Genomic DNA, 17,147 nt, shown 5'->3' on the forward strand with positions numbered 1-17,147 from the left:
GCTTTTTTTCTGCTGATAACTATAAACAAAATTAATTATTCGTTTGTTCGCGTAAGATAAACGCGAACAATTTATTTTTGTCCAAAGTCCAAAATTCTATCTAAACTCTAAAGTAATAAAGTAATATGAGCTATTTCGATTTTTTTTCAAAAAGATAAACAAGAATGATTGACAAAAAAGTAATTTAAAGGTATGTCTGTGAGTTTTCAACTTCTAACACTGTTCTAATAAACTCTTGAAGTTATTAAAAAAAGTATTGTACTAAGTATTATTTTTTCCTTACACCCTTCGCCTTCTGCTCCCTCGGCTTTAACAGCTTGTCATAAGAGAGACAGGAGTATCTATTCTTTGTACAAGAGTAACATAAGTAATACTAAGCCAACTTAGACCTATCTAAGAATTTTCTCCAATGAGACTGTAAATCAGCCCAGCCAGTACAATTAGAGTCACAATTACATAGGTATAATCTTTGAGTCGAACAAAGGCTAACAGAGAAAAAACAACTCTCATAACTGGAGTAGCAATCAGTAGCAGTAGTCCTAGTTGAATAATGCCTCGGTTACGACCTGATAATATTGATATTTTTACCCCGGCTGGAGTGCGAAACTCTGCTGGTTCTCCCCGAAAAAACTGGTAATTAGGAACCTCAGTCCCGTGGCGAATTAAGTACAAAATTCCACCCGTTAGAACCAGAACGCTAGCAAGGATGACCCCGACTCTTAACAGATTGCCAATAAATTGCTCAAAACGCTGCTCAAACTTAGTACGTCTGTTTAGAACCATTTTAAAGCCTCCCAGTTAGACCTTTGTAGATCATTTCCAGCGCCAGTACCAAAATCACACCACTGAAAATATTTCGCAAAAGTTGTACCCTAGCTCTGACAAGTACTCGCGCCCCCAATACAGCACCACACAGTACTCCCAACATCACTGGCATTGCTAATCCGGGGTCGATATAACCTCGGTTTAGATATATTCCTGCACTAGCTGCTGCTGTTACTCCAATCATGAAATTGCTGGTAGTTGTGGAAACTTTGAATGGAATATGCATTATTTGATCCATTGCCAGCACCTTGAGCGCTCCCGAACCAATACCTAGCAAGCCGGAAAGTACACCAGCTATAAACATTAGCCCAAATCCAAAGGGAACACCACGCACGTTGTAAGATTGTTCTCCGGTAGAAGTTGGATAAGTACTATTTAGCTTCAAGCGTGTTGCCAGGGGATCTGGCGGTAAATTATCGATGTTTTCGGAGTAGGGTTTACGAGATAGGTACGCACTATAAAGTAAAACAATCCCAAACACAATAGCGATCGCCCCAGTCGAAATCTTTGCTGCTACAATCGCTCCAGCTACAGCGCCAAAGGTTGTTGCTATTTCTAGGAACATTCCTAGTCGCATATTAGTGTAACCTTCCTTTACATAAGCAGAAGCTGCTCCACTAGATGTAGCAATCACAGATACTAAGGAAGCACCAATAGCATAGTGAAGATCCACTCTACAAACTACAGCGAGGAAAGGAACAATTACTACGCCACCACCTAAGCCTGTCAAAGCTCCTAAAAATCCAGCGCTCAAGGAGCCAAACCATATTAATAGCGAAAAATCCAGAGTATTCAAGGTTTATTCTCCACTATTTGGTTTTATGGGTAAAAACACCAATTAGTTTCACACTGGTTAGTTGGTTTTACTTTATATTTTTTCATTTATAAAAACAAATATTTTTTCTTATTGAATTAATAAAAGTTTTTAATCATTTTTTATATAAAGCATTGAAAAAACTGTCAAAATGAAAAATCATTTATAGTCTATTCCGCTAAATTTTTCTCAAATTTATAAAACAGATATTTAAGCAGCTAAACTACTGTAAGTCATCGTCATCTTGAGGGGTTATTACTGTAAAAGTTCTTCCCCTATCTCACTCACTTTGTTATAAGAAACCTGTTGGGAAAGTTATTTTTCTAAAAAAATATAGTATTATCTATTTTTTAATACAGAAATATTATCACAATGCGTATTTTGGTAGTCGAAGATGATGTTCAGCTAGCAGAGATGCTGATGGAAGCCCTGACTGACCGTCAATATGTGGTAGACATAGCTCAAGATGGAGAGGAAGCATGGGATTGCATTAAAGTATTGGAATATGATTTAGTGGTGCTAGATATTACCTTACCCAAGTTAGATGGTGTAAGTTTTTGTGAACGGTTGCGATCGCCTACATCAAGGCATAGTTTATCACGCAACATCACAATACCTGTACTCATGTTAACAGCACGCGATACCCTTGGCGACAAAATTACCGGGTTGGATGCTGGAGCAGATGATTATATGGTCAAACCTTTTGAAATGCCAGAGTTAATGGCTCGTGTTCGCGCACTATTGCGGCGCAATAGTGCCGCAACATCTTCTTCGGACTTTGGTTGGGGTAATCTGCGTTTAAATTCTAGCACTTATGAAGTCACATACTCTGACAAGCCTTTACACCTAACACCTAAAGAATTTGCTCTTTTAGAATTAATGGTTTCTAGCGGTCGGCGGGTGCTAAGTCGAGCCGGAATTATTGAGCGCATCTGGTCGCTTGATGACCCTCCTAGCGAAGAAACTGTTAAGTCTCACATTAAAAGTTTACGGTATAAACTTAAAGACGTAGGTGCTGCCGATGATTTTATTGAGACAGTTCATGGATTGGGCTATCGCTTAAAGCAGCTTTAGGAAAATACCCGATTTCTACCCGATATTTACCTCTTATCTTTACAACTGATTGTTAGACTACAATTACTGAAGTTAACCTCTTCTTTTACACTAGAACACTATTAGTTCTCCAAATCAATTTAATTATTGGTTTGGGGAATTTTAATTTTTATCTAAAAGCAATTAGTAAACCAGCTTTTTAAATGTCGAGAATTCATTAAGTCGGGAGCAACTGAGATGACTACTGCTTTTGGTTGCCCTTCCTGGACTAAGGCGATCGCTTAGAGTTGGCTTGTTGGATTAGCTGAGAAAGCTCTTGGTTGTCGCGTATATTTGCTTATAGCATATAATTTGCCATTTTGAAGTCAGTTATAATTCTATGTTACGCGATCGCCTATTTCCTTATTCTTAAGTTATCAGCAAAACCTCTAGAAGTTAGATAATTGAGGCGATAGCCTAAAAATTACGACTCACAGGAATAGCGATCGCGCTTCATCAGAGAAAGTGATCAAAGTAACTCGACAATTAGCCAAAAACATGGTTACGATTGTACGATTAAGCTTGAGTCGGCACGCAGTAACCCACAATGAGGTTATTATTTCCCTTAGTTGGGTTGCGTTTCTTAACCCAACCTACAAGATCGGCGATCGCACTAAAATCTACTTAATATTAGCTAGGGATATATGAGCCAAGATGCTTCTGGATTGTCAATAAAAGGTGAGAGTATACAAAGCCTTTATGGTTCTTATCTTGCAAAAGAATTTTTAGTTAATAGACGTTATCAACGAAAGTTGGTATGGACAGTTGACGAAAAGAGATCATTTTTAGATTCTATTATCAATGGATATCCAGTTCCATTGGTATTATTAGCTGAAGTAACTACTGAAAAAGGTAGAAAACAAGAAATAATTGATGGGATGCAGCGATTAAACGCAATTATGTCTTTTATTGATCAAGAGTTTGATATTAATGAGATGTACTTTGATCTAGACACAATGGCAGACACTAAACTCCTTAAGGATAATGGAGAAATAATACAAAAAACCAATGTTTTGGACAGAAAAGTATGCACTAATATAGTTCGATATCAAATTCCACTTTCAGTATTTAAAGAAGCAGGAACAAGTCATATTGACGAAGTTTTTAGACGCTTGAACTCTGGAGGTAGACATCTTTCAAGCCAAGAATTAAGACAAGCAGGTGTAACAAGTAAATTTGCATCAATAGTGAGAAAGCTTGCAAGCAATGTCAGAGGAGATTCAAGTGTATCAGATATTTTAGATTTAAATTCTATGAAAAATATTAGTATAACTAATCGTAATTTAGATTACGGAATCTCTGTAGAAAGTATTTTTTGGGTTAAAAACAACATCATTACAAAAGAAGATTTAAGACAGTCACGAGACGAGGAGATAATTGCGGATATCGTTGCATGGGTGGCAATGGACAAGGGAATAAGATCAAGTTCTGATATTCTAAATCAACTGTATGGCTACAATGATAGTGAAAGTGAACAATCTCTTGCAAGCACGCTTGAAATTCAGATACAGAAGATCAACGAAGATTTACTAATTACCAATGTACAATTTGTTCTTGACAAACTCATTGAGATTATAAACAAATCAGGCAAGACTTTTAATTCTCTGCTTTTTGAAAATCAACAAGCAAAAATTTCAAGATACTTTCAAATTGTATTTTTGTCCTTATACCAAATCTTAGTAGAAGAAAATTCGGAAGTTATTAATGAAAAGCTGCTAATAAGCCATCTTAATAAGGCAGGTGATAAAACGATAAGACTTGCTGCTGGTGGTGGCAATTGGTCTGCAAAAGAAAAACAAACACAATTAGATGCTCTTTGCGGCGTTATAAGATCATGTTTTGCTAAGAAGGCTGAGAATGATCCAGCGAGAAATCAATGGATAACAAGATTTGAGAATATTTTAATGCAAAGTTCAACAGAGCAGGCACTTTATGACTTCAAAGTTGGATTACACCCTCTCATTGTCACTGAAAGCACACTTAATCAAGATACGTTCTCGAAAATAATAAAGACTTTAACAGCGATGGCAAATACTTTTCCAAAGTCAACTGGATATTGCCTTTTAGGTGTTGCAGACAACAAGGAAACATCAGAAAAATATAAAGAAATTTATAGTTCGGATTGTGTATCCTATTCAAATTTCTTTGTAACTGGAATTGATTCCGAGGCTAAAAAATATCATGTTGATATTGATAAATACTTTACAAAAATTAAACAGCTAGTTGATAAAGAACCATTAAGTGAGAGGGACAAAGATAATATTTCAAGAAATATTTTTAATGTTAAATACTTTGACAAAACAGTAATTATTCTTAAAATTGAATCTGGTAATGTTCCATCTGTGTACAATGGAAAATACTATGTTAGATATGCTAGTAGTCTAAGTGAAGTCAAGCCTGAAAACTTTTCTGAATTATTTTCAAGATTTCATCAGTTAAAGCAATAACAATCGCTGGTGTTGTAGTAGTGTGATCGCCGCTTCGTAGGCTGGGTTGACAACAGGAAACCCAGAATTGCTTTTCTCTGGTAGCACTAACCAGAAGCCAGATTGCACTTTAAGCTGTAACTGTAGATGCGATCGCAAAGCTAAAATGAGACAGCGATCAGTGTATCGGTTTTGAGTTAGAGTCGATCGCTTGCCGCTCAGTTTAGCCGTTAAGTTTGTCTGTTTCTGGTCAATATTTTTCCATCAAAAATGATTGACTTCGTTGTTGAGTTCTAAAAAGTTATTGGCAATTCCTTTCAGGATGCGTCTCGCTACAAAGACAAATAATAGTTAAGCGATCGCCTAAAAATTACGACTCACAGTAATAGCGATCGCCTAACTCCTCAAATCGCCAATATAAGCCCCAATTTGTTTAAGTCCCTGCAAAACTTGGATACGTTCTGATGTATTTTCAAGTAACCGATAAGTATGGGATCTAGTATATTGAGGGACATTTTGGTGGCGATCGCATTTCAAAAACAATACTTCTCTTCCGTTTGTAACCATTCCATAACAACTTGACTGTAAGTTGGGAGCGCTCAACAAATAAGTAAGTGCTTGGGGAATTCCCGCCGTAACGTCTAGTCTTGCAGGCTTTGACTCGATTACCAAAATCCAAAAACTATCTTGAATCACCAAAATATCAATCCTGCCTTGAACTGCAATAGCATTAGCTTCGTCTGCAACTTCGATATTGGTACTTACTTCTGCTTTTACCAAAAAAGGAAACTGATAGAAACCTGCTAAATCTAGCAATGGTGATATAACTACAAGCTTAACAATTTCTTCGAGAGGTGGTTCTTCTTGACTGAGATAGGTATAGTTTCGAGTGAGGCGATCTAATCCTTGTAGTTCCGCTTCGGTTAGAGTCGGCGCATTATTTAACCATTCATCAAAAAAGCGATCGCTAGAGTCTAGTCTCAAGCCAAAAGTTTGACGGAGAGCGCCAAGGGTAAGGCTACTAGCATTTGTAATCACGGTTAAATTCTTGTAGTAATTACATGAAGTTTAAAAGTCTAGAGATTTGATCTAGGCTCCAATACCTAATATACGATATATTAAGAGCAAAAGAGCGATCGCCTAAAAATTACGACTCACAGGAATAGCGATCGCCTTTAAAAGATAGATTGTTGAGGCGATCGCCTAAAAATTACGACTCACAGGAATAGCGATCGCAACCCATTTCCAAATTAACTCTATTGCACTTTGGAAATCCAGGAGTAGCCTTAGCTAATATCTAAAGTTTAGGATAGGCAATCCTTTGGTGATGAAATTGCTGCCAAACCTGGACAAAAATATGAGCAATTTGAGACATCTCTGCCCGTGTTAACCCTGAATCTATCAACTGATTATCCTGCCAACGTGCTTTCAGGATTTTATTTACCATTGCCAGTGCTGCTTCTGGGGTTGCGTCTTTGAGGGAGCGTAATGCCGCCTCACAAGCATCAGCCAATATAGCAATCCCCGTTTCTTTGGATTGGGGAATGGGGCCGTCATAGCGGAAATCTGATTCGTGTAAAACTTTTTCAGGATTTTGTTGCTGTTGCTGTGCTTGTTGGTAGAAATATGCAATTAAAATAGTTCCTTGATGTTCGGGAATAAATGCCTGAATAGCGCTCGGTAGCTTGTGTTGACGAGCCATTACTAACCCTTCGCTCACATGCTTTTTGATAATTTCCGCACTTTTCCAGGGATCATTAATCACATCGTGTTTATTAATACCTCCCATTTGATTTTCAATAAATCCTAGAGGGTCATGCATTTTACCAATGTCATGATAGAGAACCCCAGCCCTAACCAGTTCCACATTACAATTTAATGCTCGTGCCGCAGCTTCTGCTAGAGTAGCGACAAACAGTGTGTGCTGGAAAGTTCCCGGAGCTTCATTAGCTAGGCGTTTTAATAAAGGTCGGTTGGGATTGGACAATTCAGCCAGACGAATAGGCGTGACTAGATCGAATAAAGCTTCTAGGTAGGGGCTTAAACCTAGTGCTAAGATGCTCCAAACTAACCCTGCTAAACCGTTGAGGACGGCTGCACCCAGCACAGCATACCAAAGGGGTGCGATCGCAGTGTTGACCAACAAATAAACTACTCCCTGCGTCAACCCAATTAAGATTCCCAAGGTAGCTAATTCCTCTCGCGTTCGCAGTGCTTCTCTACCAGGGTATCGCCATTGTCCCGCCATCAATCCGCCAAGAATTCCGCCAGCTGCACTAGGTACTAAATAATGCCAGCTAAGTTCCGTTCCCATTGAGAGCAATATCGTTAGTAACCCCATAACAGTGCCTCCGATCGCAGTACCGTAGAAGCTACCAACAAGCAAACCAATAGCAGGTAAGCCTGTAAATGATTTGGTCAAGATTATTAGCAACGGCGCACTGAGAGTAAGGAGCAGTATCAAGAGATAATCGCTTGGTCGTAATTTGGCGTAAATCCTTCGTTCTACCAGTTTGAAAACAGCCACAGCCAATCCCACCATCCCACTAAAACGAATCAGATGCAGCCAATCGATTTCGCGTTGACTCAAGTGAAAGTGGTCTAATAGAACAAAATCAGCCTGGGTAATTTTTGCTCCAGCCTGAACGATAACTTCACCTTTTTGGATGCTGACGATGGTCGGTTCTACTTCTTCGGCGGCTTGTTCTGCAATCAGCTTGGTTTGCTCAATGTCTTTAATTAAATTTGGTGCGATCGCTTCTGATAGCAATCGCCTTGCTAAAGGTTGTGCTGTTTCTGGCACAGAAACACTCACCTGCATCCCGATTGCAGAGTTCAGGTTCGTTTTGGATAACCCTGGATAAATACCCTGTGCTAACATTCGGTCTAAAGTTTGACGCACTTGGATTTGAGTTTTTTGCCAATCTGTATCAGACAGGTTTAAGAAAGTGGGATCGTAAAGGGTTTCGGGTTGGGCATAGACGCTTTGCGTGTTGTTTTTAGACATCGCGCTCAGGGCTTTTAGGCTGATATTATAGCGCTGACGAGCTTGGGCGATCGCTTTTAATAGTTGAGCAAAAGCCTGGGAGGAGTTAGACTCTCGGTAAGTTCGCAGTTTTTTCACTGCTAGCTGTTGGGCAGAATTTAAACCAGTCAAATTGCTATTTTTATCCAAACCTCGTAATACTTGCTGCCATTGAGGTTCTGGTGCTTGTCGCAGGTAAGTTTGTGTAGCAGTGGACAACACTGAAGTCTTAACAAAGGGAAAATTGCCCAAATTTTCGCGGATTTGATTGCCTTTTGTGAATAATTGCTGGAGATTTTGGTGAATTTGCTCATTAATTACTGGGTCGTCAACCCAGACTGCTGAAGCACCGCTACGAGCCTCCCTGCGTCTTTCTTCTGTTGTTTTTACATCTTCAACATTGGCTGAACTTGGTGCGGTAAGCGTTTGGGGAGCTATCTTACCTACATCCAGTTTTGGTTGGTTATAAAAACGGTAGCCTAGTCCACTGGAGAGAGATAGTACGACAAACACAAATATCCCAATAGAATATAGACGATTTTTTAGATGCGATCGCTTACTCTTCTTAGGTCTAGTTTGCCTATAATCCCTACGAAATAAACTCAAACATCACCCCCAAAAACCACACCACTATAGTGCTTGTTCATTATACTTGGCGGAATATTGCTTTGGCTGCACTTTGACGATCAAAATTCACAACATAAGCAATATTGACAAAAGCAAAAGTAGGATTGCTATATCTACTTATTTGAGTAATTTATACTACTGTCGTCGCCGAAGCATATTAGTTAAAAAACTTAGTAACAATAATGTAAAAATAACTGTAACAAAAGATATCCAGTTAAATTCAATACTAAATCCTTTTGTGTTATTTATCCACCGGAAAATCCAGAAAGAATTATTACCGATAATAAATGAAGGAACTTCTAAGGTTTTCAATACTGGTATTAGTAAAAAGCCAGAAATCAGCACCAATGCCAAAGACATAAAAGCGAGGTTTAACAAAGCTTTTACACCTGAGAGAGGTTTATTTTTATCAGTTCTAGCAAAAGGAAGCTCTCGGCGAGTCACACTAGGAGGTGCGTAAATTGCTATACCTTCTTCCCTATCTTCGACTCGAATTGACTGCGGACAGCGTAGCAATTGTACTGCTATCCAGATATCGCCAATTGCACCGCCTGTATTGAATGCAATTACCCAAGTTAACCAACTTGCTTGGGGGAAAATTGCTAGCAGTAATAAACATACAATATCAAGGACTACCAATGGTGCTAACCCAATCATAATAAAAGCATTACGACGAAAAAAGTCACCTGGTGAAGTGGCGTAAGCAAGAGGTAAGAAATATTTAACTTTCAATCCATAACGCGGTGAACCACCAAAGGCAGCAAACGCAATTCCATGCACCAATTCATGAACAATGGTAGTTATACAAATAATAGTAAGCAAAACTAAAAAAGCAATAATTCCTCGCCAAGCTCCATCTCCAGAACTTTCTACACTAAAAATTACTGTTTGTTCGTGAATTATGGCATAATACCAACTTGCACCTGCTGCTGCCAATATTAACAATAATGAACCTAAGATAGTCCAAATTAGTGATATTTCTGGAGTTATATGAAATACATAGATTGGCTCATTTCGAGTTGCTATATTCATAATTACTGCTAATTATCAACACTTATTTTTTAGATTAATAATATTTAGTGTTTTTCCATCACTCTATAGGTTGATCTATTTAAACGCTTCTTGTAGTTGTTCATCTGTCAGAGATTTAATTAAACTTAGCGGTAGTGGTTGCTGACTAATTGTATTAATGTAATCTGTACTCAAATAGGGAAGGTAAATTGATTGTTCAGCAATGTATGTTTCAAAAAAGGGAACACTCAAAGCTTTAACATAACGACGTGCCAAAGCAGGACTTGAACCGATTACTTGTGAAGGAACAGGCACAGTTGCATTTGGTGATTCTGCAATCGTAGAAAAATGTGTCCCGCCATTGATAATTACTAAATATTTATTTGGAGTTGTTAACCAAGTAAAAGGCTGAATTTGCTCTGCTAAAGCCGGAGCAACTGTATCAGCACTGCCAGATACAATCATCACTGGAATTTTGATTTGGCTGAGACTAGCCTGACCAAAAATACTACTATCAACTGGATTAATTGCAATCGCCGCTTTTATCCTTTGATCTGATAAATTATATTGAGTCTTTGGTAACTTGAGCGCTAAACATTGAAGTAATAGTGAAACATTTAAAGTATCTTTCAAGGCTGGACAGTCAGCTTTCACTTGCTGAAAATTAATCTTTGCACCTGCCAATGCTAAGGCTGTATATCCACCAAAGGATTGCCCTACTATACCAATTTCTTGTAAATTTAAACGTCCCTTAAATGTTGAATCAGACTGTGACAATCTAGTGAGTTCATCTAATAAAAATTTTATATCTAAAGGTCTATCAATTAGTTCTCTAGGATTGGTAATTGTATCTGCTGTACCCGCTAATAATGCTTGTATTTGTTTTGAATTACTACCAGGATGTTCTGGAACAGCAACCACAAAACCATAAGATGCGAGATGTTCAGCTAGATATGCAAAACTCGTTCTATCAGAACCAAGTCCGTGGGAAATGACAATTATCGGACGAGGAGTTTGAGTAGTTGGGAGGTAAATATCAGCAGGAAATCTCCTCTGACGTGAGAGGTCATTAAGTGTAATTGTTTGCTTTGAGAAGCGAAAACTTCCGGTTTTTCCCAAGTCCATTAATGGAACAGTTTTAAGTGTAGAAGCTGTAGTTACTTTTTGTTGGGATTGTTGGTTAATAAGTGCAACTGCATTTTGAGTTTGATTTACTAAATTCTGTAGTGACTCTGCTATTGCCAAACTCTGGTCTAAGTTAATGGAAATTGCGCTTGCTGGAAACTGACGTAATACATTTAAAAGCGTAAAATTTTTTTGATCTGCGGCTGACAAAATTAGTGCGGCGCGAATTGCATAGAACCCTGATAAGCGAGATTCTGTCTGAATAACTTTCCCCAATTTTTCTAATAATCGCTCACCAATGGGTGTATAAAGAAATTGCGAAATTTCTACTTGATTTAAAGGAATAGGAGTTAGTAAAACCTTCCGCAGTTGAGTTAGTTGTTTTTTGTCTACATAATGACTATATCCAGCTAAATCATTGTCTACTTTGCCTGTTGTAGCATAGGTTTCGAGGGAACTAATGGGGATAGACCTTTCTAAAAGACCATAATTAAATTTTAGTCGTTCTGCACCGAAAGCGGGATAAGCAGTTAGTGTAGGTAGCAACCCGATACTAAAAATTCTCAAAGCCAATTTTAGCCAAACAGTTTTTTGATTTATCAAATGAGTCATGATATATCATTTAAAATAGTACATTATGCAACAGTAAAATTAGCGGATAATAAAAGTTGATAGAGATTAACATCCCTTTCAACTAAGCAAGCATGACCGCTATGAGGTAAAGTTATGATCTGATGATTAGGGAAAATATTACTTAAATATTGTGCTTCTGCTTCTGAAGGTAAAAGTCGGTCATTTCTACTACCAATTAGTAAGACAGGTTGAGTAATTTGAGATAATTTATTCTCGTCAATATCAAAGTCTCTCATCAGGGATAATCGCTGATTCGCAGTTTCTTGTGGTGCGGAACTAGTCGATTTTGAAAGAGCAAGGCTTGCAGTAGGTGGAATTCGACTTAAATTAGCTAGAAATGGTAAAGATAAAAACGAGGATATTTTATAAAAAAGTTGAGGTGTGTAAGGAAATAAAAGTGAACCTAAATTTAACCAAGGTACTCGATGAAATGAAGAAGCAGAATTAATTAAAATAATCTTTGTAAATAGCTGAGGAAACTTTTCTATGACTTTGAGTGCCAAGCAACCACCGAATGATTCTCCACAAAGATAAACGTGCCTACGCGGTGTTTTTTCTAGTTCTATCTTAGTTAAACTTATCACTTTTTCTGTCATTTCATCCCAACTTGTTAGATCGTCAGGTGGAATAACAAAACAACGCACATCAAAAGCAGCTTCTAAACCTGCTGTTTGAATATATATCAATTCCTTCCCAGTCTCATCCATCCCCGGTAGAAACACAAAGAGTGGATAATTTGGGTTAGATGATTGCGTAGTTATAAAATAAGGATGACTTTGAGTTTTAGGTGGCATAACTAAACTAATATATATTGATAATGAAAGCTCTAACGTTGGCAAGTCATCAAATAATCTTAATTCCGACTAAACTAATTCAGAAGCAGTCCTGCTTATTTTTCCACTTTCTTGTGTTTTAATATCATCACTATCTGCTGGGAAAGACTCCTGTATTAAACGTAAATCAAGCAGACTGGCGACCCAACCAGCCGTCAATCCTTGGAAAAAAACTGTCATCATTATTGTCAAAAATACTAAGGCTTTAATTGAATCACCGCCATTAATACCCTGTTTTGTAAGTGAAACCGCAAATAAAGAAGCTAAAGAAGCAGCTACAATTCCACGAGGAGCAACCCAAGATAAAAATAACTGCTGTTGCCAGTTAAAATCTTGATTCCAAGTAGATATTAAAATATTAATAGGACGCACTATCAGCATCAGTACTAAAACTGTCAGAACACTACCCCAACCTAAAGCAAAAACACTGGCAATTGATAAGTCTGCTGCTAACAGAATGAACAAAACTGAATTGGCTAAAATACTCAACTGTTCATTAAATCGACGCAATAAAGGTTCTGAAGGTAGGTTACTAGCTTTTAAAACTATCCCCATAACTACAGCAACCACCAAACCAGACTCACCACGTAAAACTTGTGCCAAACTAAATAAACCCCAGACACTAGCTAAAACAACTAGATTTTTTAACTCTTGGGATAAGAATTTATCCTGTTTGATAATTTGGGATAGCAACCAGCCTCCAGTTGTACCAATAGCTATGCCTATACCTAAACGCAAAACTAGACCCTTAATTAAAATGAGTGGCTCCACATTTCCACTTAAGACAAAGTGAAGCACAATCACAGCCAAAATTGCACCAATTGGATCGATAAAAACACCCTCTCCTTCTAAAAGTGTTGAGACTTTTTTTTCTACACCAATTTGTTTGAGGAGTGGATTAATTACTGTTGGGCCTGTCACAACTACTAAGGAGGCATAAAGAAAAGCAATTGACCAGGGAAATTCACTCAGCCAGTGTGCAGCTATTCCAGCACCAGTTAAGGTAATTAGCACTCCTAAAGTGACAAGATTGCGAAGACTACTAGAAACCTCTTTTAACTCTCCTAACTTTAGATTTAAACCACCCTCGAATAAAATCAGCGCCACTGAGAGGGAAACTACAACTTCTAAACCAACACCCAGTAAAGATGGATTTAAAAAATCAAAACCATCTCGCCCCAGAAGAATCCCAAATAGAAGTAGCAAGACTATACTAGGAATGTGAAAATAACCAGCTAAAACTTGAGCAGCAATACCAGCTACAACTGTTGCACTGATCAGAATAGTAATGGGTAAGGATTCTTCCATAGAAAATTTAAGTTGTGTTGTACAACCTCCTATAACTGAATACTCCTAAATTATGAGGTTTATATTTCAGGAAAAAAATGATAGCTATTTACGCTGTGCTGTACTAGCTTTTTAAGAGGTTGATACTGGCGCGACAGGCGGGAGCATAGTTTACTTCACCAAAGGAGTATACTAACGCACTGCTAGCGATCGCTAACTCAATACGCCTGGGTTAAGGGCTACTAGCAACAATTTTGGGTTTTCGAGACGCGATAAATCGCCGTCTCTACAAATATTTTGTTGCTCATTCTGAACTGTATTGGCTACTAACCCACTTACCTAAATCGACAAGATTGATTTACAGTCGGAGTCTCTTCAAATTGCACCATTATTAGAACAGCTGGTACATCGCCTACTGTTCCAGATAAGTGACCTTTATGACCTTGCGCGTCTGCTTTCGTACCCCGATCTTCTCCAAAGGAAATTTCGCCAACACCCATCTCGACTCGCTGTCCGTCCATAGTCTCCACAAACCAGCGTCCCGACAAAGGTATGATCCACTGGGGTTTCGGGTTTTCATGCCAGTTACCAACCCATCCCACAGGTAGCACAGTAAAAGTGATTGTAGCACCGGACTGTTTCAAATTAGAAAGCCACTGCGGTGAGGTATCCGGGGCTATACCTTTTTCGATGAAGTCTTCAATTTGACAACGGGATTGGTGACTTATACCGTCGTTGTCAGTCCAGACGTGCCAGTATTCAATTGTTGGTTTGGGTGATGAGTTATTCTGCATAATAATGGCTCTTTTTGATCCGAAATGTATTGAACAACGAACTAGAAATTAGGAATTACGAAATTCTAACCGTATAATTGCGTCCTTCCCACTTGCTGCTTTCAATCCAGAAAAAGGTAAAGTTGATTGGCTGTTGCTGATTATCAGAAATAAAAATATCTACAAAATTAACTCCTAACATTGTAGAATTAGCAGGTGTATTTTTGACATTTTGCCAATTATCATCTGACCAGTGCAAGTGAAAAGATACTAAAGCGTGAATTCGCAATGTATAGCCTTTTTTAACTTTATCTATTTGTCGGTTAAATTTCCAAATTTCTAACGATTTACACTGCTTTCTTTCGCCTAGATATCGATTCGCCACCTGTGGAATCAAATCAAATACCTGACCATCATGATTTGACCGTAGCAGTTTGATATACTCCGAATGTGCCCACATCAAAGGCATTGCGGAACCTGTTGGTTTTCCTAAATACAGATGGTTTTCAGATATATCTGCTTCATCCCAAACCTGTTCAGGTAGTAAACAAGTATCTGATGCAAATCCTTCCATCGCCTTAATATATGTTTTGACATCGCCGCCCATAGCTAATTCATAATGTCCCCGTTCTCCTGTTAAGAGAGGCCAAGCACGTCCCTTACCAAAACCGGTATAAGGACTGCCGTCTTCTTGCTGTCCGTAACCGTCGTGGTTGTAACGATGCCAACAAGGCCCAGCAGATGTATCTACTTTTAAAACTGCATCAATTACTTTGACAGAATCAACAATAATCGGGTCATCAGGTTTGCGAATTCCATAGCGTACTAATTGCAAAAACCCACCATCAACAATTTCCTTCGCGGGAAATTCTGACGGTTCGCCAGGTGGTTGACTGCTGATAACAAGAGTTCCTTGGTTAGGATTTTCGTTGGGTTGAGGATTATTAATATCTGTAGGAGTAATCCGAATGTAATGGCGTTTGATGCCAGAAACTAAAGTTCCTTCAGTAGTAACTGTCCAAGCTTCGATGTGAGATTCTAAAAAATCAGCGTATTCTTCGATAAAGTTTGCTGTTGCTTCATCGCCACGTTCGCGAACAAATTGAGCAGCACAAATTAAGGCGGCAATATTAGATGCTAATGTTGATGGTGAATAACCACTATTTTCTTCCCAGCGTTCTTGTTGGGTAGCTGGCCCATGATGAATTAAATAACCAGCCGCCCGTAAAATCATTGGATAAATATCGAAGTTTAAACAAGTTTTTTGCTGATGCAATAGCCATGCTAACAGAATGGGAAATGCCACTTCATCAAGCTGGATACCTGTCCAATAAGGTTTACCATCAACCCAAAAATTTTGGGGGAAACCGCCATCTTCCTGCTGACTAGTGGCGAGATAAATTAGCGATCGCACTGCTGTATCTGTTTCGCCAGCAGCCACCAAACCTGCTACACTGCTAACCATATCCCGCGTCCAGACAAGGTGATATCCTCCTTGGTCTTGGTCGTCTTTGGCTTCACCCCAAGGGATAGCCAGGGATGCAATTAATGCACCTGGATAAGTCTTGTCTTCATGTGCCAACAACAGACTAATGCTGTTGTGATACAACTTCCCATCATCGTAAGAACTATTTTCTAATGGTTTGATGTTGTCGCGCGTAGACGCGGAGCGGCTTGTCGTTAGACATCGCTTCCACTGTTCGTTATATAGCTGTTTCTGCTTTTCAAAAGGAATATTGAGCGACTGAAACAGTGTAGAAATTGCATTATGCAGATTTGTCCCAAATGCCAACCCTAAAGTAAACTCTTTAGTGCTATCTAAATTTAGTTCTCCAGTTAATGCTATGTTGCCATCTACAGCACTATCAAACTCCCAATCCATCTGAAAATTATCAGCTAAATCTGTCCAACCATCACTTTCACCAACGTAGCCACAAGAAAGACGGGTAAAGGGAATTGTTGCACCCATCGCTAACCATCTTCCTCCTTTCTCGGCTGTGAGAATCCGATGTCCAGCAACTTCCATAGCGTAACCATTATTACCTCTACCTCCAACTTCCAGATGCGGCGCACACAAGGCGTATAGCTGAAGTTGAGAGATAAACTCGCTGTCTCCTGTTAATTTCGTGTGCTGTAAAATACAGGATAAATGCGGGTCGGCAATCACTTCCTTAATCACCGCATAACGCCCTTGGGGATCGGAATTAGTGATGCGGTATCCTAAACCATCAGTCCACATCGGTTCCACTTTTGATTCGAGATGGCGTTTCTCTTCGTGAAAAAAGCTTTTACCATCAGAAATAAGATACTGTAAATCCCGAATTTGGGGTTTATCTATTGTGGGGTGGTAGATTTCAGTCACAACACCATTCCAGATAGTAAACCAAATGTTACTAGAGGTAGAGTAAGCTGTTCCGACTCCATCTTTATTGGCATGAGTCCATCGAGGATCGATACCTGGTGAGCCAAAAGCCTGTCCTTGACTAAGAATTTTTACCATAGTTTGTTGGGCAAATCAGCGCTGTTGTTGATTTTTATTAAAATTTTATTGAGAAGTTTGAGAATATTTGCGAGATGCAGTTAAGTAACCGTTCACAGGGGTAATTAGTTGCTGAAATCAGGCAAAATAGAATGGGTGAAGGGGTTACAGCAATTAAAGGCAGAAGTTAATCCATG

At 38.7% G+C, this 17,147-nt stretch carries 11 protein-coding genes and 1 pseudogene; 2 read left to right on the forward strand and 10 right to left on the reverse strand.

Annotation, left to right across the window (positions count from 1 at the left end):
* Positions 1 to 393 precede the first annotated feature (393 nt).
* A complete protein-coding gene (locus tag V7K67_RS26895) occupies positions 394 to 783 on the reverse strand; it encodes a DUF1634 domain-containing protein (RefSeq protein WP_335169131.1) in 390 nt (129 codons plus the stop codon).
* A 1-nt stretch (position 784) separates the two neighbouring features.
* Positions 785 to 1,621, reverse strand: coding sequence for a sulfite exporter TauE/SafE family protein (locus V7K67_RS26900; RefSeq protein ID WP_335169133.1), 837 nt, complete (start codon positions 1,619 to 1,621; stop codon positions 785 to 787).
* Between the two features lie 390 nt (positions 1,622 to 2,011).
* Here V7K67_RS26900 and V7K67_RS26905 point away from each other — a divergent pair, with 390 nt between their 5' ends.
* A complete protein-coding gene (locus V7K67_RS26905; RefSeq protein WP_335169135.1) occupies positions 2,012 to 2,713 on the forward strand; it encodes a response regulator transcription factor in 702 nt (233 codons plus the stop codon).
* Between the two features lie 662 nt (positions 2,714 to 3,375).
* Positions 3,376 to 5,178 carry a GmrSD restriction endonuclease domain-containing protein gene (locus V7K67_RS26910; protein WP_335169137.1) on the forward strand — a complete coding sequence of 601 codons (1,803 nt, stop codon included), beginning with the start codon at positions 3,376 to 3,378 and terminating at the stop codon, positions 5,176 to 5,178.
* A 375-nt stretch (positions 5,179 to 5,553) separates the two neighbouring features.
* On the opposite strand, the gene V7K67_RS26915 is transcribed toward V7K67_RS26910, so the two are convergent.
* The 8 genes and pseudogenes from V7K67_RS26915 to V7K67_RS26950 all read right to left on the reverse strand — a co-directional run bounded on the left by V7K67_RS26915 (position 5,554) and on the right by V7K67_RS26950 (position 16,971).
* On the reverse strand, positions 5,554 to 6,195 hold the full coding sequence (locus V7K67_RS26915; RefSeq protein WP_335169139.1) for a type I restriction endonuclease subunit R: 642 nt from the start codon (positions 6,193 to 6,195) through the stop codon (positions 5,554 to 5,556).
* Positions 6,196 to 6,454: 259 nt separating this feature from the next.
* A complete protein-coding gene (locus V7K67_RS26920; RefSeq protein WP_442943938.1) occupies positions 6,455 to 8,701 on the reverse strand; it encodes an HD family phosphohydrolase in 2,247 nt (748 codons plus the stop codon).
* A gap of 243 nt (positions 8,702 to 8,944) precedes the next feature.
* Positions 8,945 to 9,841: a DUF3267 domain-containing protein gene (locus V7K67_RS26925; protein ID WP_335169143.1), complete on the reverse strand. Its 897-nt coding sequence runs from the start codon at positions 9,839 to 9,841 to the stop codon at positions 8,945 to 8,947.
* 75 nt (positions 9,842 to 9,916) lie between these two features.
* Entirely contained in the window at positions 9,917 to 11,557 is a 1,641-nt protein-coding gene (locus V7K67_RS26930) for an alpha/beta hydrolase (protein WP_335169144.1), read from the reverse strand.
* Positions 11,558 to 11,580: 23 nt separating this feature from the next.
* Positions 11,581 to 12,372 (reverse strand): alpha/beta fold hydrolase, encoded by a 792-nt coding sequence (locus V7K67_RS26935; protein WP_442943939.1) that lies wholly within the window; start codon positions 12,370 to 12,372, stop codon positions 11,581 to 11,583.
* A gap of 162 nt (positions 12,373 to 12,534) precedes the next feature.
* Positions 12,535 to 13,719: pseudogene (locus V7K67_RS26940) on the reverse strand (cation:proton antiporter); the annotation flags it as partial.
* A 314-nt stretch (positions 13,720 to 14,033) separates the two neighbouring features.
* Positions 14,034 to 14,492, reverse strand: a complete 459-nt coding sequence (locus V7K67_RS26945; protein WP_335169148.1) for a cupin domain-containing protein — start codon at positions 14,490 to 14,492, stop codon at positions 14,034 to 14,036.
* A gap of 55 nt (positions 14,493 to 14,547) precedes the next feature.
* Positions 14,548 to 16,971, reverse strand: a complete 2,424-nt coding sequence (locus tag V7K67_RS26950) for a glycoside hydrolase family 15 protein (protein WP_335169150.1) — start codon at positions 16,969 to 16,971, stop codon at positions 14,548 to 14,550.
* Positions 16,972 to 17,147: the final 176 nt, after the last annotated feature.

The sequence above is a fragment of the Nostoc sp. genome, from assembly GCF_036917155.1.
Taxonomy (GTDB): domain Bacteria; phylum Cyanobacteriota; class Cyanobacteriia; order Cyanobacteriales; family Nostocaceae; genus Nostoc.